The sequence below is a fragment of the Alteromonas sp. H02 genome, from assembly GCF_059682525.1.
Genome location: NZ_CM185021.1, coordinates 5,378,760 through 5,398,725 on the forward strand (window position 1 = coordinate 5,378,760; position 19,966 = coordinate 5,398,725).

17 protein-coding genes are annotated in these 19,966 nt (G+C 47.9%); 12 read left to right on the forward strand and 5 right to left on the reverse strand.

The window, feature by feature from the left end; genetic code table 11:
* Positions 1–226 precede the first annotated feature (226 nt).
* Complete coding sequence (locus tag AC566Q_RS24805) at positions 227–856, forward strand: YiaD family glycine zipper/OmpA-like lipoprotein (protein WP_123324224.1); 630 nt, start codon at positions 227–229, stop codon at positions 854–856.
* 38 nt (positions 857–894) lie between these two features.
* Here AC566Q_RS24805 and AC566Q_RS24810 read toward each other — a convergent pair whose 3' ends face one another.
* A complete protein-coding gene (locus tag AC566Q_RS24810) occupies positions 895–1,362 on the reverse strand; it encodes a nuclear transport factor 2 family protein (RefSeq protein ID WP_499612223.1) in 468 nt (155 codons plus the stop codon).
* A 188-nt stretch (positions 1,363–1,550) separates the two neighbouring features.
* On the opposite strand from AC566Q_RS24810, the gene AC566Q_RS24815 reads away from it, so the two are divergent.
* The 4 genes from AC566Q_RS24815 (at position 1,551) to AC566Q_RS24830 (ending at position 5,522) form a co-directional block, all read left to right on the forward strand.
* A complete protein-coding gene (locus tag AC566Q_RS24815) occupies positions 1,551–3,170 on the forward strand; it encodes a methyl-accepting chemotaxis protein (RefSeq protein WP_499612225.1) in 1,620 nt (539 codons plus the stop codon).
* Between the two features lie 105 nt (positions 3,171–3,275).
* Positions 3,276–4,397, forward strand: coding sequence for a porin family protein (locus AC566Q_RS24820; RefSeq protein ID WP_499612227.1), 1,122 nt, complete (start codon positions 3,276–3,278; stop codon positions 4,395–4,397).
* Positions 4,398–4,409: 12 nt separating this feature from the next.
* On the forward strand, positions 4,410–4,820 hold the full coding sequence (locus AC566Q_RS24825; protein ID WP_240621983.1) for a phosphate ABC transporter substrate-binding protein: 411 nt from the start codon (positions 4,410–4,412) through the stop codon (positions 4,818–4,820).
* A 123-nt stretch (positions 4,821–4,943) separates the two neighbouring features.
* The gene (locus AC566Q_RS24830; RefSeq protein ID WP_499612229.1) at positions 4,944–5,522 is read left to right on the forward strand and encodes a YceB family lipoprotein; all 579 of its coding nucleotides are present in this window, start codon (positions 4,944–4,946) and stop codon (positions 5,520–5,522) included.
* Here AC566Q_RS24830 and AC566Q_RS24835 read toward each other — a convergent pair.
* Positions 5,515–7,182, reverse strand: a complete 1,668-nt coding sequence (locus tag AC566Q_RS24835; protein ID WP_105935410.1) for a methyl-accepting chemotaxis protein — start codon at positions 7,180–7,182, stop codon at positions 5,515–5,517. The two genes, AC566Q_RS24830 and AC566Q_RS24835, sit on opposite strands and share 8 nt — an antisense overlap.
* Positions 7,183–7,396: 214 nt before the next feature.
* On the reverse strand, positions 7,397–10,066 hold the full coding sequence (locus tag AC566Q_RS24840; RefSeq protein ID WP_105935409.1) for a TonB-dependent receptor: 2,670 nt from the start codon (positions 10,064–10,066) through the stop codon (positions 7,397–7,399).
* A 450-nt stretch (positions 10,067–10,516) separates the two neighbouring features.
* Here AC566Q_RS24840 and AC566Q_RS24845 point away from each other — a divergent pair, with 450 nt between their 5' ends.
* Entirely contained in the window at positions 10,517–10,975 is a 459-nt protein-coding gene (locus AC566Q_RS24845; protein ID WP_105934775.1) for a GNAT family N-acetyltransferase, read from the forward strand.
* Between the two features lie 33 nt (positions 10,976–11,008).
* Here AC566Q_RS24845 and AC566Q_RS24850 read toward each other — a convergent pair whose 3' ends face one another.
* The gene (locus AC566Q_RS24850) at positions 11,009–12,007 is read right to left on the reverse strand and encodes an NADP-dependent oxidoreductase (protein ID WP_499612231.1); all 999 of its coding nucleotides are present in this window, start codon (positions 12,005–12,007) and stop codon (positions 11,009–11,011) included.
* A gap of 95 nt (positions 12,008–12,102) precedes the next feature.
* On the opposite strand from AC566Q_RS24850, the gene AC566Q_RS24855 reads away from it, so the two are divergent.
* From AC566Q_RS24855 to AC566Q_RS24870, 4 genes are all read left to right on the forward strand, one after another.
* Complete coding sequence (locus tag AC566Q_RS24855; RefSeq protein ID WP_105935476.1) at positions 12,103–13,020, forward strand: LysR family transcriptional regulator; 918 nt, start codon at positions 12,103–12,105, stop codon at positions 13,018–13,020.
* A 497-nt stretch (positions 13,021–13,517) separates the two neighbouring features.
* On the forward strand, positions 13,518–14,717 hold the full coding sequence (locus AC566Q_RS24860) for an IS4 family transposase (protein WP_100970741.1): 1,200 nt from the start codon (positions 13,518–13,520) through the stop codon (positions 14,715–14,717).
* Positions 14,711–15,271 (forward strand): HipA domain-containing protein, encoded by a 561-nt coding sequence (locus AC566Q_RS24865; protein WP_499612233.1) that lies wholly within the window; start codon positions 14,711–14,713, stop codon positions 15,269–15,271. The genes AC566Q_RS24860 and AC566Q_RS24865 overlap by 7 nt, the downstream gene beginning before the upstream one ends.
* Positions 15,261–15,542, forward strand: coding sequence for a helix-turn-helix transcriptional regulator (locus tag AC566Q_RS24870; protein ID WP_483313344.1), 282 nt, complete (start codon positions 15,261–15,263; stop codon positions 15,540–15,542). Before AC566Q_RS24865 ends, AC566Q_RS24870 begins: the two co-directional genes overlap by 11 nt.
* A 688-nt stretch (positions 15,543–16,230) precedes the next feature.
* Here the strand turns inward: AC566Q_RS24870 and AC566Q_RS24875 are convergent.
* Complete coding sequence (locus AC566Q_RS24875) at positions 16,231–17,544, reverse strand: ATP-binding protein (protein WP_499612234.1); 1,314 nt, start codon at positions 17,542–17,544, stop codon at positions 16,231–16,233.
* Between the two features lie 393 nt (positions 17,545–17,937).
* Here AC566Q_RS24875 and AC566Q_RS24880 point away from each other — a divergent pair, with 393 nt between their 5' ends.
* Positions 17,938–18,180, forward strand: coding sequence for a helix-turn-helix transcriptional regulator (locus tag AC566Q_RS24880; protein WP_045610741.1), 243 nt, complete (start codon positions 17,938–17,940; stop codon positions 18,178–18,180).
* The gene (locus tag AC566Q_RS24885) at positions 18,167–19,909 is read left to right on the forward strand and encodes a DUF927 domain-containing protein (RefSeq protein ID WP_499612237.1); all 1,743 of its coding nucleotides are present in this window, start codon (positions 18,167–18,169) and stop codon (positions 19,907–19,909) included. The genes AC566Q_RS24880 and AC566Q_RS24885 overlap by 14 nt, the downstream gene beginning before the upstream one ends.
* Positions 19,910–19,966: the final 57 nt, after the last annotated feature.

Sequence of the window (19,966 nt, forward strand, 5' to 3'; positions counted from 1 at the left end):
TGTTGCAATTTAGAAACAGCTGAATGTGTAAACATTGCAATTATTGCACTGAGCGGTTGCTGTAATTACTGCCACATTACCTCTCATCTATTCGCCCCTAAACCTCCACAACTCCCTGATATCTATAACTGAACGGCGGATTCATCTGACGTTCATTAATCTAAAGTTATTGTTGGAACAGGATTTGCTCCCGTCACATTGTATGCGTAAGTTATCTGAGGAAATTATGAAAAAGCTATTATTAGTGTGTGCCGTTTCTGCTGCTATTTCTTTAACCGGTTGTGCTAACAGCAACAACACCCAGCGCGGAGCCGCTATTGGTGCGGTTGCTGGTGCCTTATTAGGTAAAGCCACCGGCGACCACGATAAAAAACGTTACGCCTGGGGCGCAGTGGTAGGTGCCATTGCCGGCGGTGCAATTGGTAATTACATGGATAAACAGGAAGAAGCATTGCGCGAAGAGTTGGCTGATACTGGTGTGGATATCGTTCGTGAGGGGGACACACTGCGTCTTATCATGCCGGGCGATATCACCTTCGCGACCGACTCATCGGCAATAAGTCCTAATTTTAATCCGGTGCTCAATGATGTGGCGCTGGTTATTAATAAATTCGAGAAAACGGTATTGATGATCGAGGGCCATACTGACGATACAGGCGCTGAGGATTACAATCAGGCGTTATCGGAGCGTCGTGCCAATGCCGTAAAAAACCTGCTGGTTTCGTACAATGTAAACAGCCAGCGTATCACTACTGTTGGTATGGGGGAGTTTCAGCCTAAGGTGCCTAATACCTCTGCCGCGAATCGTCAGCTAAACCGTCGTGTTGAGCTGTCTATCCAGCCTATTACCAACTAATCACGCATAATCTGACCCGCCTGAATGGCGGGTCTTACTCAGTGCATCCCATTATAAGCTTTGATCTGCTCAGCTACGTTGTCGGCAATGTCATTGGGAATTGGAATGGTTAAGTGATACTGAGTGACTTTCCAGCCCGCCTCGGTTTTAACCAACACGCCCGTCCCCCGGGTCAATCCCAGTGAGGCATTATCCAGCAGTTCGTCAAACCAGGCGACATCCTTGTTGGGTGAAAAGTAAATGTGACGCTCCCTGGATTTATACGTCCAGCCAGAACCCCGATCAAAAACCGGTTTCGCATAGTTTTTAAATTCTTCCAGCGTCCAGGTTTCAGACGCATCGGTGCCAATAAATACGGCTTCCTCGTCATACTGCGCAAAATAACTGGCATAGTTTGCCTGTGCAGCAAACTTATGTAAGTTGCTGATTACCTTATCAACAGCTTCTTTATCTGTGGCTAATGCTGAATGGCAAAAAAGCCCTATTAAACAAATTAACCAACGCATAATGTCTCCTTTGTTGTGGTTTTGCTCCCGATGATGACCTCTTTGAGCAAGATCACATAAGACGCTGTTTTCAATATAAACGCCGTGCTGTTTACTTGCAAATAAGGGGGCGTCGACTACTTTTCATGGTATAGGCGCGGCGATTATGGCCGTCTTGGTGTATTTAATTCTCTGGAGCTATAGCGTTCATGAACTTACTTTTGAGGCTGACTGTCGGACAAAAAATTCTCCTTATCCCGATCATTGGCACCCTCAGTTTTGCAATCTTTGTGATTATCAACAGTGTCGTTTCGGCACAAAATGCCAGCGAGCTAGAGACCGCCCAAAACGTTGACTTTCCTGCGCTGCAATTAAGTACCTCAGCGTTAACCAATATGGAAAAGGTCCGCGACATACTCGCTTCCTCGGTGACCACTGGTGACACAGAGGGCGTTGATACAGCCAGGCAGAAAGCGGACGTGGTGAGAGCCGATCTGACCTCCATAAGCCGGATTGCGCCGGAACTATCCGGCGACATTAATACGATTCTTAATACCTTTAATGCCTACAGTAAAATGGCTTTATCGCTGACCAGTTCCATTCTGGACAATACAGCAGACTTTGCCACCCTCGGTGATCAGCTCGAAACCATGAATAGCCGTTACGACGAGGCGATAAATCAGCTCAACGGATTTAAAAGTAGTCGGCAGCAAACTTTTGAAAAGGCTTTTGAGCAATACAACAGTGCTCAGGATTTCCTGTTTTGGCTGGGGCTTCTGATGGGGGTGTTAACCACGCTGGTGTTATTTGGTACAGCCATCCCGATTACCAAAACCATTACCGGTAATTTAACCCGGGTGGTTAAATCTCTGCGTGACATCGCTGAGGAAGACGGCGATCTGACCATTCGTATTCAGACTAACGCGCAGGATGAAGTGGGCGATCTGGTGAAATACTTCAACCGCTTTATGGAAAAACTTCAGCGTGTGGTAAAAGACATTGTTGATACTACCCTGCCCCTGTCTGATCTTGCTCAGAACCTGAATCAGCTAACCGACACAACCAATCAGAATATTAGTCAGCAACAAGGGGCTGCCGTCCATGCCAAGCAGGCTGTTGATAATATGAATCACTCAGTGATTGCGGTGGCCGAGAGTGCCGCAGAAGCTGCCAGAGCCGCAGACGAGGCCTCATCTGCCTCTAACAACGGTCAGCAGGTGGTCAACAGTACGGTCACTAATATTCAGGCCTTGGCCCAGAATGTGGAAGAAACGGCTGAAGTAATAAGAAAGCTCGAAAATGACTCTAATCAGGTGGGCGTGGTGCTCGATGTTATTAAAGGCATTGCCGAGCAAACCAACTTACTGGCACTCAATGCGGCCATCGAAGCTGCCCGGGCTGGTGAGCAGGGCCGCGGCTTTGCTGTGGTGGCCGATGAAGTGCGCACTCTGGCCTCAAGAACTCAACAATCAACAGAACAAATTCAACAAACTATCGAACGTTTACAAACCGCTGCCCATCAGGCTGTTTCCGTGATGTCCAGCGGTACGTCTCAGGCTGAGGGGAGTGTTGCGGAAGCTAATAAAGCGGGTGACAGCCTGGTTGTTATTGCCGAAACGATCAACCGAATCAGCGCCATGAATGGCCAGATTGCCAGTTCGACGGATGATCAGCAGGCGGTTGCACGGCAAATCGTTGGGTTTGTAGATGAGATATATGCCCGCACGGATGAAACCTCGCAGAATTCCGATCGACTTGCTTCTGCAAGCACCGAACTGGCTGGTCTGGCCAAGAATCTGGAAAATATCGCCCGCCAGTTCAGGGTCTGACATTCATCACGAAACAGTTTGATTTAAAAGCCCGGGGATAACGGGAATTGATAAATTGGTCTGCCATCGTGAGATGGCTGGTTATTCATTTACCTGGAAAATACTATGAAAAAACAACTGATAGCTGTAGCCGTTTCACTTCTTGGTGTAACGCACAGCGCCCATGCCGAAATTAATTTCAGTGGATTTGGTAGTGTTGTCGGTGGAATAGCGACTGACGATGAGGTGACAGTTCGTGGCTACACGGACGACATTGAGTTTAAACAAGGCTCATTTTTTGCCCTTCAGGCTTATTCAGATCTCACTGACGGATTAACTGCAACGGTTCAGGTCAGAGCGCGGGGAAGTGATGACTGGGAGCCTGAATTCACCTGGGCTTACCTGTCTTATGAACTTGACTCGAATTGGCGTATTCAGGCCGGAAGGCAGCGTATACCGCTCTACCTGTACTCCGATTATCTGGATGTGTCTTATGCTTATCACTGGATTTCACCGCCTTCTGAAGTCTACAAAGCCCCTTTTGACTCCATCGATGGTATCGCCTCAATCCACAATTTCACTGTTGGTGATGCGAATCTGGACTTGCGGTTGTATTACGGTCAGGAGGACTTTGAAGCCGGCGCTAATGCTTATGAGATCAATAACATTATCAGCGTAGTGGCGAGCGTAAATTATGGCTGGTGGACATTTCGCAGCAGTTACACTCAATTTGAGATCACCGGTGAACTTGGCCTTGGGCCGCTGGTTGATGCCTGGTCCGCCACCCCTTTCCCGCAGGTAGGTAGTGATCTCGATGTCAATGAGGATGATTACAGTGGTCTTGAGGTCGGCGTGATTTTTGATAATCAGGACTGGCTTTTTGTGGCTGAATATATTCCGTCATCACTGGATAACGGTTTGATCGGCGATTACACGCCATGGATGGTCTCAGTGGGTAAACGGTTTGGTTCTGCACAGATTCACGCAACCGTTGGCGAGGATAAGGTGGAAGCTTATGACGAAAGCTTTAAGCAGGTACCTCTCGGCGCGAGTGCCGAGCTCGATGCCCTGATAGGTGCAACTCAGACTGTAATCGACAACAATACTTACACCCGGCCTTTTTATTCCGTTGGCGTAAGGTGGGATTTTCATCCATCTGTTGCTCTCAAAGTTGAATACACCAATGTGGATTTTGAAGATGCGGGTAATCAGGGTGTAATCCAGACTGCTTTAGTCACAGTCTTTTAAGGAGTCGTGGTGATGAAACAACGATTAATGCTTAATAAATTAACACTGGTACTGGTAACCGCCATGATGACAATATCGACCAGCGTGGTTGCTGATGTTGCTGTGGTGGTTAATTCCTCAAGCGCTGAGATGCCAGACCAAAGTAAAGTGGCGCAGATTTTCCTGGGTAAAGACAAATCGCTCACCCCTTTTATGCAAAAAGGGGCTGTGGCGGAAGAGTTTATAGACAAAGTGCTATCGCGAAACGCGTCGCAATATAAAGCTTACTGGGCCAAACTTGCATTTACTGGTGGTGGCCGGCCGCCAAAAGAGCTGGGCAGCGATGCTGAGGTACTCAGTACGGTGAGTGGCTCAGCCGATGCCATTGGTTTTGTCGATGCGGCAGCGGTTAATGATTCGGTAAAGGTGTTATTTACCCTGTAGTCCGGTGAATTGACATATAGAAGGAAAAGGCCCACCAGCGTGTGGGCCTTAAACCATAAAAAGCGCTTTGTTTAGTTGTTTTGGTGTAGGATTAACCGGGTTGAAACTCATCCGGTACCCTGCATGTTATTAAGAAGCTTTATTCTTGCTATGCTGCTTGGCCTTATCTGCGCCTGTAGCACTCTTTCTTCCATTGCCTCCTATACAGTCACTGAGCATGACATTGAGCAAGGTTTGTTAGAGCATCTCGACCAGCTAAGCCAGAAAACCTCAGTAGCGGGCATACCAGTTATGCTTAGTGTGTCATCGCTGGAGGTGATAGTAGGGCAGGATAATCGTTCAGTGGTTGCGCTGCGGGCAGACGCCATTGCCAGTGTGTCAGTGTTTGGGTTGCGTTACCCGGCTAAGGTCAAACTGGGGCTGGAAGGTGAGCCGTATTACAACCAGCAGGAAAAAGCCCTGTATGTGCGCTCGCTGACACTGACCCGCAGTGAGATAGATGCGGCGGGTTTTAAGGGTAACCTGACTCCGCTGGCAGACCGTTATATGGGGTTATTTAACAGTTACCTGGCTACGCATCCGGTTTATCAGATTGATACGACAAAAGGTGGTCTGGCATGGCTTGGTAATGTGCCGTTAAAGATGGAGATCGTGCCTGGCAAAATCACCTTTTTGCCGCAATTTAACCAAGCAACTAAATAACAAACTGTGCCATGAGGTGGCGCAATGACTGCATCTGGCCGGCCAGCTTATCAGCCGTCTGCTGACTCACCTCAGAACGTTCTACAATGTCTTGAAGCGTAGTAACCAGATCTCGAACGTGATGTTGCAACTGATCGCCCAAAGCTACCTGACTCTCTGTTTCAGCTGCAGTTGAATCACTCATCGCGTTAATGGTTGCCAGTGCGGTATTCACCTGGCTAAGTGCTTGTTGTGATTGTTGGGTTACCTGACTGGCCTGAACACTTTTGGCGCTGCTTACAGTCATGGTTTCTACCGCATTAGCTGCCGATTGCTCAAGGCGAGTGATGGTGTGACTTATTACTTCGGTGCTGCCCTGGGTGCGTTGTGCCAGTTCGCGTACTTCGTCGGCTACCACCGCAAAGCCCCTGCCCTGTTCGCCGGCGCGGGCCGCTTCAATCGCCGCATTTAAGGCCAGCAGGTTGGTTTGGTCGGCAATCCCATTAATCACCGCCAGTACTTTACCTATTTCCACTACGTCTTTTTGTAGCGTGGCGATTTGCTCGGCAGATATGGAAATTTCAGACTCAAGGCCACTCATCACCTGTACGGTTTCATCGATAGAGCGATTGGCTTCATCACAGTGGCTTTTCACCTGGCTCGCCGCATTAGCGGTTTGCGTAGCATTGGTTGCAATTTCTCTGGCTGAGACCACCAAATCGCCAACAAAGCCCGATACCGTGTGGCTGCTTTGCTGGCCTTTACGCAGTTGTGCACCGGCGTGTTTGGTATCGCTGCTGATGGCAGTGGTCGACTGATACGCGGATTCGCTCTGTGACGCTACCTGGCTGATTAACTGATGGATGCGTGAAGCAAAGCCGTTAAAGTTACGCGCCAGCCCGCTGACTTCGTCGTTACCACCGTCGTTAACACGCTGAGTCAGATCGCCATCGCCCTGCGTGAGTTCGTGAAATGAATTACTCAACGATAGCAGACGCTGCAGGATCCCTCGGGAAATTAAAAACGACGTGCCAACCGCAATCAGTAAAATCACTACCGTAATCACCAGAGTCAGAATGAAAGTGTCCTGACGAGCTTCGCTGGCTTCTTCCCTTAAGGTACTGATGTAATTATCGATATCATCAATGTAAAAACCGGCACCAATGACCAGATCCCAGGCCGGAATGTAGCGAACATAGGACAGTTTGGGCAGCGGTGTACTCTCGCCCAGACGCGGGAAATAATAAACGTAATAGCCACCATTGGTTTGTTTACCGGTGGCGACCAGGTCGCGCACAATGTACTGAGATTTTTTATCCTGAAGATCCCAGAAGTTCTCTCCCAGGCCGTTGTCACTGCTACCCAGCAGGTGTCGTATGCCCTGACTGTCGTAGCCAAAAAAGTAGCCGTTGTCGCCAAATTGCTGTTGGCGCAAACGAGCCAGCCCCTCTGCACGGTTGGCGGGATCTGTCGTTAGGTCGCTTACCGATGAGAGGGCCAGGTCGATGTAGTGCCTGAGTTCCTGGTGTTTAACTTCCAGTAGTTGCTCGCGGGTTTCTTGCAGTTGCGATTCAACCAGTGATTCCGCTTCATAGTTATTTAAAAAGAGTAGAAAAATACTAAGAAACAGGACCGGTAGAATTGCTAACGCGCGGAGTTTATTTTTTATGGTTAACTGCATAGCAACTACTTCTTGTTATTTTTTAAATGGTCTTGTGGACGTGCGCCATTTTGTGTCAGTCAACCGGATTTTTAAGCGCTGAGCCACAATACTTTCGTACTATGACAGCCCAAGCCGCTGTTTTTTGAATTGAAGAGGCGGAATTTTCCGTGCTATTAAAAAAGAAAACCCCGCGTCAGCGGGGTTTTAAAGGGGGGATTGCAAAGCGAACTGACTACATTCTGTAGCGAATACCCAATGCAAATGTACGGTCGCGGATATAGGTATCACGCGGGTACAAACGGGCATCTTCAGATGAGTCACCACCAAAATAGTCGTTTGCCACATCGTCAGTAAGGTTGGTACCGTCGAAGCTGACTGTCAGGTTCTCGTTTACGTCGTAGTTAATTGAGAAGTCCAGAGAGCTGATTGGATCGTGAACCACTGAACTACCTGGCTGGTCGCCTACTTCGTTAAAGCTACCATACCATTCACTACGCCAGTTGTAGGCTAAGCGAACGTTCAGACCTTCACGCTCATACATCAAAATGGCGTTGTAAGACTCATCAGACACGTTTGGTAATGGTTCCATCACACCTTCCGCATTCTCTGCCTCGTGGTCCATGAAGGTAGCATTTAACTGAACACCCAAACCGTCCAGTACTGCTGGCAGGTTTTCAAAGAACTGAGTATAGGCAAGTTCAACCCCTTCCAGTGAACCGGCGCCGGAGTTAACCGGGCGGGTAATAGAGAAGTCACGGCCATCAACGATTTCTTCGTTGGCTACGTACTTCACATAACCGTCGATATCACGGTAGAACAAGGTACCGGTTAACGAGCTGGCTTCTCCAAAGTACCATTCTGCTGCTAAATCGTAGTTTTGTGACTCAACCGCGCTCAGCTCGGGGTTACCGCCGTTACCGTAACCAATTGAACCGGTTTCGGTAGGCAGGAAGTAAGACGCGCTTGGATTCAGGTCGGCAAAGTTAGGGCGCTTAATGGTTTTACCATAAGCCGCACGCAGGAAGACTTCATCGGTAACCTGTAAACGCAGGTTCACCGCTGGCAGTACTTCGGTAGCGCTCGTATCAACCGTAATCGGCTCTACTACACCGTCGGTAATGCTATTACCGTTCAGCTCAGATTCAAGACGCACTACACGGAAACCCGCCTGGCCATCAAGCAGCATATCGCCAAACTCATTGCTGAAGTTAGCCTGCGCGTAGATGGCGTAGTTTTTCTCGGTGTTATCGTAATAACGTGCTGGCAGGAAGTCTGGCTCGGCACGCGAGTAACCCATGGCTTCACGGATGTCGGCACGGTTGCTCAACAGGTAGCCTGCATTTGGCGTTAACCACTGGGTATTGTTGAGGTTAGTTACGTCACTCATGTAACCGCTGGGTGAGTAGTCCTCCAGGCCCGGGAATTCGGTTAATGGAATATCGCGGCCAGAGATATTACCACGGCCCGCGGTATCGGCTTCCTGGTTGAAAGCAGAGCGGTTATTAACCCGCACGCCTACGTCTACAGAGTGGATCCAGGAGTCCAGCGCAATGTTGGCATCGAGCGTCCAGTCGATAGCATCACCTTCCTGGTGACCACGTGAATCGAAGTTGGTCCACAGGTAATATTGGCTAAGGTCGGTCATGTCATAAGGCTGACCGTCGCTGTTAAGGATCTGAACGTCGGAGATACCTGCGCCGTTCTTGTCGAAGTCATAGATAATAGTGTCAGCAAAGAACGCTAAATCCAGAATAAAGCCACGGTTATTCGCTTCGGTATCGGTGTAAGCCAGGTCTGATTCAACGGTAACATTATCGAAGTACCATTTACCGCCCAGGGCAAACTGGTAGGTGTCAGATTCGTTGAAGAACGACTGGTTACTGGTGATAGTGCCTGGTGCATCCGGACGAACTACGGACTGCGCAACGTTAGAGCCTTCTTTATATGACTCTACGTAGCCCTGGCCCCAGCCACCCCAGCTTGGCAGCGGTACCCAGAAGTTCAACTGGCTGTTTTGCTCGTAATTAACACCGAACACGTCCAGGTAATATGAACTGTTGCTATTTGGCTCCCACTGGAAGCTGGCATTGAATGAATCACGCGTACGGTCGCCGTAGCGGAAGTAGCCACCAATCACGTTTGGCGCCATTGCCGGCGCGCCGGCTACATTAAGCGGCGCAGAATTCGGGTTGTTCACCACGCTGTCTGGCAGGATAAACGGCGCAGTAACAAAGTTTACCTGGTCCTGGAAGTCGCGGTCCTGGTGAGAAACGCTGAGCATAGCACCAAAGCGGCCGTTGCTGTTTTCCCAGTTATTATTAATGGTAATACTACCTACCGGGTTCCATGATTCAGCTTCATCGCTGTATTCATAGCGCAGGTTACCCGCGGCTGAAAAGCCATCGTCGAAATCAAACGGACGACGTAACTGAATGTCGATACTACCGGCGATACCGCCTTCGATATCTGCCGCGCTGATGGATTTTTTCACATCAACGGAGTAAACCAGGTCAGCCGGAATATCGGCCAGTGAAATAGAGCGACCTGTGGTTGTGAAGATATTACGGCCGCTCATGGTAGTAACGACATCGGGTAATCCACGAATCAATACCTGGGCAACTTCGCCGTTTGTACGTGCTACCTGAATACCGGTTACCCGTTGCAGTGCTGCGGCTACGCTGTTATCCGGTAACTTACCGATATCCTGAGCAACAATAAGGTCAGAAATGTTCGAAGCGTTCATTTTCATGTTTTGCGCGGAATTAAGGCTGGCCTTTACCCCACGTACATCAATAACTTCAACCTCGTCCTCGCTGGGCATGCTGTCGGTGTCCTGGGCATACAGAGGCTGTGCGGAAAGTGCGAATAAAACGGCGCTGGCAAGTTGAGCACGTTTAAACATGTATTATCTCCAAATATATGTGAATGCGCAGTTCACAGGTATGTCGTCCAATTGTGAAAATCCTGGCGCGTTGTAAGGTATCGACTTCAATCAGGTCGAAATCTAAATTCTTTATCATTGTTATTCTTGGGGTGTTGATACTATTGTATGATAATACTACAGTCAACATACCATTAACGAATTATTCCCGGGGTATGGTTGGCTTTAAATGGCGAAAAAGAGTATAAATTTATATAAAACAGCAACTTGTGATTAGGTGGTTGTTTATTGATCTTAATTAATAAATTACGAATTATTAATAAGTTTAGTTTTCCTACCGTTTAAATGTTAAATAATTGTGTGGTTTTTCCTGTTGAAACAGTGCGGATTAATCGCTTTATTCATCGTAACGCATTGCAATGACCCGGGGGATCGGCAATCATCTCTGCCAGCATTATCGCGGAGGTCTTTATGCTTAACTGGTGCTTGTTACCCTTCTCTGGGCTCACTACCGACCAGCTCTACGAATTACTCAAATTACGCACCGACGTATTTGTTGTGGAACAAAACTGCCCCTACCCGGAACTCGACGACAAAGACCGTATCAATGGGGTTTATCACCTGTTGGGTACCAGTAATAGCGAGCTGGTGGCTTACGCCAGACTATTACCGCCCGGCGTCAGCTTTCCGCAGGTGAGTATTGGCCGGGTCGCTGTCGCGGGGCACACCAGAGGTAAAAAGTACGGGCACCAACTCATCGGTAAAGCGTTAGAAGAATGTCAGCGGCTATGGCCGGATACGGACATTCAGATCGGTGCACAGGTCTATCTTGAAAAGGTTTATCAGCAGTTCGGCTTTGTCAGAAACTCCGAAGACTACCTGGAAGATGGTATCCCTCATGTGGACATGGTGCTGAGCAAAGGGCGCTGATCAGACAACTTTGGCCAACACCCTGTAGCGTGGCTACAGCCGGATAAGCAGCTTGCCTTTGTTGGCGCCGGTAAAAAACAGGTTAAGCGCGCTCATGGCGCTTTCCAGTCCATCTAGTACATGGGTGCGGTATTTTATTTTGCCTGCGGCCACGTAGGGGTTGAGTTGGCTAAGCAGCCTGGGCGCTTCATGCAGATGGTCGGGCATGGCAAAACCCTGAATTAAAATCCGTTTCTTAATTAGCGGGATCCAGTTAGGCCCCGGCGCTGGCGATGCGGCGGTGTAGTCGGCAATCATACCGCATACAACTATTCGCCCGTGTACATTCATGCGATCAAAAATGTGCTGTTGCACCGGGCCGCCGGTGTTTTCAAAGAAAACATCTACACCGTTTGGGGTCAGAGACTCCAGCTTACTGGCTACATCATCGGTTTTGTAATTTACCGCGCCATCAAAGCCGAGCTCGTTGACTATCCAGTCAGTTTTTTCGTCACTGCCGACCACACCGATAACCCGCAGTCCTTCGGCTTTTGCCAGCTGACCAACCATAGAACCAACCGAACCTGCTGCGCCGGTGACTACCAGGGTCTCACCGGCCTGAGGCTTGCCAATATTAAATAAGCCCTGGGTGGCGGTCAGGCCCGGCAAACCAAATACAGCCAGCGCAGTTTCACCGTCGACGCCAGCGGGTAATTTGTTGAGTCCTTTTCCGTCGCTCAGGGTATATTCGGTCCAGCCCATCATGCCCATTACCTTATCGCCCGGAGAGAAATCCGGGTGGTTTGAGGTAATCACTTCGCCGTATCCGCTCGAGCGCATGCGGGTATTAAGGGCCACGGGCGGGATATAGCTGTCTTCATCGGGCGTCATCCAGCCCAGCATGGCCGGGTCCATCGACATATGGGTTTGCTTAATTAACATTTCACCCTTGCCCGGTGTAGGGATACCTTTATTGATTACCTCAAACAGGTGTGGGCCTACTGGCTTGCCGTCTGGGCGTGCCGTTAACAGAATTTCTTTATACTGGCTCATCGCATTCTCCTTTATTAATTGCTGTAGTATGGCATATCGTCTTACTGTCAAAAATGGTATAAAAAAGGAATAACTTTTGTTAATAAAGCAATAATATGGATAAGCTGAGAGCCCTTAACTATTTCGTTGAAACAGCAGAGCACGCTAGCTTCTCCGCCGCGGCGAAGCGCTTTAATGTGCCCGCATCATCGGTATCCAGGCGCATTGCGGATTTAGAAGCCGAATTAGGCGCACAGTTATTAAAGCGCAGTACGCGAACAGTGACTTTGACTGAAGTCGGCAATCTGTTTTTACACCAAGCACAGGAAATACTGGCAAAAGTTAAGCTGGCAGAGCAAACTGTGCATGAGTATCAAACTGAGCCCTCAGGCGTACTAAAAGTGTCGGCGATGGCAGGCTTTGGTGATCAAATCTTACAGCCTGTGCTTGAGCGCTTTGTCGATCAGCACCCTAAGATCACGCTGGACGTGACCATTAGCGATACACTCACAAAGCTTGGCCGGGATGATGTGGATATTGCCATTCGGGGAGGGTTTGCCCCTGATGAGCATGTTATTGCCAAACGTTTAATGGATAACACCTTCATCCCTGTAGCTGCACCACAATATCTTGCCAGACACACTATGACGCAAAATCCGTTGGCATTAACTGAGCATGCTGGCCTGTTTTTTAAAACACCGGCGGGCCCCAACCGCTGGTACTGCGAAATCCAAGGCCAGTGGCACGATGTATCGGGTAAAACACAACTCACCAGCAATAATGGCCGTTGGTTGATCAACAGTGCCGTAAAAGGGAAAGGTATTTTAATGTTGCCACGCTGGTCCGTTAGCCGGGAGCTATCAGCCGGATTACTGACGGAATTAACCTTTGAACACCCGGTACAAGTAAGTCGGGGACAGGATTTAGGTATTTATTTGCTATATCAAAAGGTAGATTACACCAGCCCAAAGATTAAAGCAGCGGTGGATTTTATTGTTGAATCGATTGTTGGAAATTCAGCGACTGGCGGTTAATGAGCCAAAATCTGCACTGCGTGAACGCACAGACGCTGGTTTCAGGAAAACAACCATATAATGATTAAGGTTTATTTTGGGGAAGCGATTTAACTAGTACAAATGCTTGGCAAAGTACGACACAAAGCTCCGGCAGATATGGAATAAAAAAATAAGCGAACAAATGTCTAAAGCGTGGATACAGCGACTTAAAGATGAAAGTTGGGGAAGCCGACCAGAGCCAATGTGCCGATAACATCATCATCGTAACTAACAGTTAGTTGCTATGCATTGGTGTTCGCCATTGGTTAAACCCATTCCTTTTCTGATGAGGAGTCTGCTGTCGGCGTTAGCGCTGTCGATGTCAGTGTGATACCCAGCCCATTGAGAACAGAAAAAACTGCAGCTAAGGTCTGAGCTATCCCCACGAATAGTAAAATAAAGTCAAAGAGTTAGGGAACATTCATGGCATTTGGTGATCAGATCTTTCGCCAAAAAAAACCAACACAGAAAACACCATGAATGCACGCTCTATATTGAACAATCTTGTCTCTTTTGTCAGCCATAAAATGCATAAAACCCGCAAACAGGCCGTTGTCGCCTGTGTGCGAAGCTTGATTGAGAGCGGTTCGGCCACTGTGACCAGTATGGGGCGCGGTATCCGTTCCAATGCCTATGAGAAACACCGTATTAAGCGGGCTGACCGGCTGTTATCTAATGGTCACCTCCAGCGTGAAGTACCGTTTATCTATGCAATGATTTGCCGGTTATTTTGTACCTGTAAACATCCTGTCATTGCCGTTGACTGGTCAGATTTGGATAAGTGCAAAAAGCACTTTTTACTTCGCGCCGCAATTGTCGTTAAAGGGCGGCCTATTACCCTTTATCAGGAAGTGCATGATAGAAAAGCCAGTGCAAAAGCGACTACACATAGAGACTTTTTAGAGATATTGCACACGCTCTTACCGGATACCTGCCAGCCCATTATTGTCACTGATGCGGGCTACAAATCGCCGTGGTTTCGTGAAGTGCAGGCATTGAGATGGCATATTGTCGGACGTGTGCGAAAGCCACATTTATATTCGCTGGATGGCGGTAATGAATGGCAATCTATCGCTGAGCTTTATCTAAAGGCTACAACACGGCCCAAGCGATTTGATAACGCGCTTATCGTCAAGTCACGACCTTTTGCCTGTACCTTGGTGTTGGTTAAAGAGAAAGCGAAAGGTCGACGAGCGTTTAATGCCAATGGCTCGCGCCAACGGGATACCAATTCATTGAAATATGCTGATGGCGCAAGAGATCCGTGGCTACTGGCGACGTCATTGCCCTACCATCGTCACTTATCTAAACAAGTCATCGATATTTATCGCCAGCGCATGCAAATAGAAGAAGGCTTTCGGGATATGAAAAGCACGCGCTTTGGTCTGGGGTATGAAAATAATCGCAGCACAACCAAGACACGCATTACTGTTCTGGTCTTGCTTACCACACTGGCTTCGTTAGTGGCTGTACTGTTGGGCATGCTATTAGTTGTCAGTAACAAGCATCGACGCTTTCAGGCAAATACCGAAACAAAATCCGTACTATCCTTTCACTTTCTTGGCTTGAGAGCTTTTAACACCTCAATGCGATTTACCCTGCATCAGTGGAAAAAGACGATCCGCTGGCTTGATGAACTCACCGCTGAAGCTTGCATGAGCAAGATTACATGCTAAATTCGTGGGGATCCCTCAGTATTGGATTAGAGAGTATTTATTCAATCATTGATGCGGAACCCGGCAGTTATCAAGATCATTTTTACGTTATGGAGACCGTATGGCGAAGAATAAATTCTGCAACTCAAATGACGAAAAACGAATTTGCTAAGCAATATGTTGTTAGAGATTTTTTAAACATTGTCTTCGGCAACTCAGATAACCATGGCCGCAATATTTCATTTTTAAAATTTGACGGCGATATTTGTTTTGCACCCATCTATGATTTTGCACCTATGAAAGCAGACGAAGAAGGCATAACTCGTTTATTTAAGTGGGGCCGAAATTGTGAAGTAGGTGGGCACGTTAATTTTTCAAACATTGCTGAGCAGCTTTCAGATTTTTGTGAGCCGAATGACATGATTTTATTTTTGCAGCAACTGGCAGAAAAATTAATCGACTTGCCTGAGCGGTTAACAAGATTAAATTGCCCAGACGAGATATTAAATTTTCCGGCGATTGGGTTTAGCAACATTAAAAATAAATTAGTAGAGATGGGAGTCTATGATGGTTAGCTTATCGGGCGAACAACGAAAAGATATTCTAGCGCAGCTCGAAAATGATCTTGCTAACAATGTTATTGGCATAGGCGAACTGGTTAAGCAGGTTCGAACTCAACTTTATGGCATGACGCAAACACAGTACGCGAAATTTATTAAGGTGTCTGATAAAACTCTTCGTGATATAGAGAAAGGGAATACTGATCCACGCGTCTCGGTTCTAAATAAAATTTTAGCGCCAGGTGGCTTTCAACTTTCCGTTCGGTCGGTGCGCCACGATATATAAATTAGGTTTTGACTTGAATTTGATCACTGGATTTCATCATCTGATGCAAGTACTGGTGAAATTGCCTAATTGTGTCTTCGTACAAATAGTTTCAAATCTAAGCGTATTATTCTTCGGAGGAAAAAGCGAAAGATCTTTGACACTATCGTCTCAATACGCCTAAAAAGCAAAAGGCCCAGTATGACTGGGCCGAGCGGATTATTTTGTAGGGTATTGGATCTTACTCAATATTCTGAATCTGCTCATTGAGTAGCGGCCTAGAACCTAACAAACTCAACGAGTTATCGAAAAGAAACCGTTCAAAAATGCCTGTTTGCCCACCAAACTGCCCACCACTTGCCTATGGCTTTTACTAAATCTTAGTGGTTAGCAATGGAAAAACAGTGCCGTTTTTATGCTGCTGTTAGAGCTAAAACATAGCAGTTTTGAAGGGCTTTATCGAGCACGATTTCCGTCAACATAGCTTTGCCATTTTTTCACTGGTTCTACGCGATAGTAATGAGTCAGCAGAAAGCTCACTTAGCCTGAAATGGACATTATGATGTCCATTTTAATAGAAATAAGCTCAATATGGATACTATGGTATCCAAGAGAGATAAGACTGAGTGTCGAATGGTAAGCATCAGGTCTACAAATTGTTATCCCTAAGGTAACTTTGTGTAGACCTTCGGGGCTAGGCAACGCGCTTTTACCACCTCTTTGGTAAATACTGCGTGAAATACAAAGGCATCACGATATTGGTTTGTTCTAACGCTGAAGAGCCTTGTGTACCCGTTAACTTAAAGGTTTTATTTGGAGTACATTTTTCAACGTAGGATGCCAACGATTTTGCTCTTGTACGTTTACCACTTTTGACTTCCACAGGGATGATATCGCCTTCATCGGTCGCCAAAATAAATTCGATTTCGGCGCGGGCGTCATTCCATGAATAGCTTGGGTCAACGCCAATAGCTGTGAGCTCTTGTTGCACAAAGTTTTCAGCCACATAGCCTTTGTATTCATAGTTTTGTTGCTTAATCTCTTTATAACTGCTGCCCAGCATATGATTGAGCAGGCCCACATCAAACAGAAATAGTTTAACCATATTGTCTTTTTTATAGGCCGCCAACGGAGATTTAGGTAATCCTTCAATAGGGTAGTTTGGCAAAGCTAAGCGGCAGCAGTTAAGCCAATGGATCGCGGTTTCAAAATCGCTATAACGAGATTTACGCTCATGCACATGCTTAAATTTAAAGCGTTTAACTGACTCATCGCTGACAAGTGATAGCTGGGCTGGAATGTTATTAAACACCGATTCAATCAGTGTGGCATCGACCTTGCCCGCGTACTTACCGAAATCGCGGCGATAACCTTCAACTAAATCGGCATGAATTTTTGTGACTTTTTCAACACGCTCTAGAATGCTTGAATCCTTAAACTGATACCAAGCAGAAACGGCTTCCGGCATACCACCGGTAAAAAAATAGTCGGTTAGTTTATCCATCAATTTAGTGTGCACCGCCGGTGTGCTTGCTTGACTATCAAATGCTTTGATCAGTGCTTGCTCGTTGGATGCGTAAATAAATTCTTGGAAAGTCAGTGGTCGTAAATTGTATTGTTCTACCTTGCCCACAGGGAAGGTGTTGAGCAAACCAATATTTGAACCGCTGGCTGCGACAAAATAGGACGGTGCTTTTTCGGCAAAATACTTCAGCGAAGTTACGGCTCGTTCACATTCGCCAATTTCATCTAATATCAGCAAGTCGGTGTCTGGATTGAACGCTTGGTTGGTTAACAACTCAATGTTCATTACTAGCTCGTCAGGTGACAACGAGCCATCGAACGCTTCTTTGTAAGCTGGGTTTTCAAGGAAGTCGATACGAAGGATGTTGGCAAAGGTATTCCCAAACAACTCTTGCAGTAGATAGGTTTTACCTGTTTGTCTTGCGCCATCGATCAATAATGGCTTGCGCACAGGTTGACTTTTCCATGCTATTAGGGCGTTGAGTAAGTTGCGCTGCATTGTCATTTCCCGCCAATTTAGACTGTTAACTGCCTGTAGTATAACTCAGTCTACACTTTTACGCGCAGAAAAGTGTGATATTTTACATTTTTATGCGCGTAAAAGTGTTGTGGCGTTCTAATTGAGCAAGACTCTCCCTTTTTGATAAAGCTTTTGGCACTCATCCCTTGGGCTTTTGGGGCAGTCTGGGCAAAGCCTTGGTTCACGCCACTTAGGCACACACTAACCCTGCCCACAGAGCATTTATTGTTTTGGGCACTATCTACAAACTGGGGCAAGTAGCTACCCGTACCCTCAGAAAGCTACACGATCTGGGCATTTATCTGCCTACTGCGTCCGTTTAGTACTGGCAAACTCCTAACTGAACTTAACAGATCAGTGAGGAAGCAAACGATGAACCCAACCACACAATCACCCACAAACACATTACACCCAGCGCGTCAGCAGCGGATTTTGCGCTTGCCCGAGGTAAAGGCAAAAACAGGCTTTGGCCGCAGTACCATTTATGCCCTGATGGCCAATGGTGAATTTCCCCGTTCCATTCGTATTGGCGCGCGTGCCGTGGGCTGGTTAGAAAGCGATATCGACCAGTGGATTGAAACCCGCCGTATCGGTGCTGCTTATGGCCGTGGATAAACCATCAGCATTAAACCAATTATCTGCCAGTGATATGCCTAGCAACGAGCCAACATTACCGGCTGGTTTTGCCTATAACGCGCAAAACTGGCTGGTGATGCAACCAACGGGGCAAGATAGCCCAGTTAAAATCTGCTCTTGGTTGCAAGTAGCTGCTCGTACTCGCGATCCACAAGGGGACAACTACGGCTATTTATTGCACTGGTTAGACGATGACAATCGCCATCGCTATTGGGCTATGCCAGCAGAACTATTGGCCGGAGACGGCAGCGAGTACCGCCGAATCCTACTCAGCCGAGGCATGCGGCTGAGTAACAGTGTCAAAGCGCGGCAGTTGCTCTCCCTGTTTATTCAACAAATGGGCGAACTGGCCACGCAAAAGGCCATCAGCGTGAACTGCATTGGCTGGCATCACCACGCTTATGTGCATCCGCGCCTAACCTTTTACCGAAGCGAACACAGCAACAACCCGCGCATGGTGCTGCAAACTATGCACCCGATAGAAGGCTTTATTCAACAAGGTAGTAGCGATAGTTGGCGGCAGCACGTTGGCCGTTATTGTCTGGATAACCCGCTATTAATTGTTGGTGTTTGTGCTGCGCTGGCTGCGCCTTTGTTGCATTTGTGCGGGGTGGATGGTTTTGGTTTGCACCTCTACGGTGCCAGCAGTACTGGTAAAACTGCGGCGCTGTATCCGGCATTATCGGTGTGGGGCGAGCCTAATCAGCTACGCCACAGTTGGCGTGCCACGGCCAACGGTTTAGAAGGCACTGCGTTAGCCCATAACGATGCCTTGCTGGCGCTCGATGAAATGGGCGAAGTTGACCCAAAAGAGGCAGGCGATGTCGCTTATATGCTTGCCAATGGACAAGGTAAAACCCGTGCAGGTAAATACGGTGAAATGCGCTTACCCGCCCGTTGGCGTTTGGTGTTTTTATCTACTGGCGAAGTGACGCTCGAAAGCCATCTTGCCAGTATCGGCAAACGCGTAAAAGCCGGCCAGCAAGTGCGCGTGATTGATCTCAATGCCGATGCCGGTGCGCAAATGGGCGTGTTTAACCAGAGTCATGGTATGAACGCCGCCGATTTAGCCGATCATCTAAAACAGCAAAGTCGCCAACACTACGGCTGCTTGGCTTTGGACTGGTTACGGTATTTATCGCAGCACAGCGCGCAGGTGCGACCCGTTTTCCAAAACGTACGCCAACGTTTTTTAGCTAGCTTACCAATCGAGGCTGACGGCCAAGTGCGCCGGGTCGCCGAAAAGTTTGCCTTACTGGCTAGTGCTGGGTTGTTAGCCATTCAAGCCAAAGTACTCGATTGGCCAGCCCAAAGTGTCGAAGCCGCTTGCTTAAATCAGCTTAACCAATGGATACTCGCCCGCGGTGGTGTGGCCGCCAATGAAGATCAACAAGCCATTCGCCAAGTACGCAGCTTTATTGAGCAGCATGGCGAAAGCCGTTTTACACCCAAACAAACCGGTTACAGCAGCCAAGTGCGCCAACGCGCGGGTTGGCTTGATACTACTGGCCCACAAACCCTCTACCTGTTTTACCCAACCGGCTGGCGTGAAGCCACCGAAGGCCTAAGCCCAGATCGCGCCGCCAAAGCACTGATGGCCGCAGGCTACCTAGTCCCCGATGGTAATCGGCCACAGCGCAAAGTCAGCCTGCCCGATAACACCCGCCCGCGCATGTATTGTGTTAAAGGCAGCATCTTGGATGACTAAAATGGCGATGAATCCTGTGTAGGCTTGTCGCCTTGCAGTGCACCGCCAGTCAACACA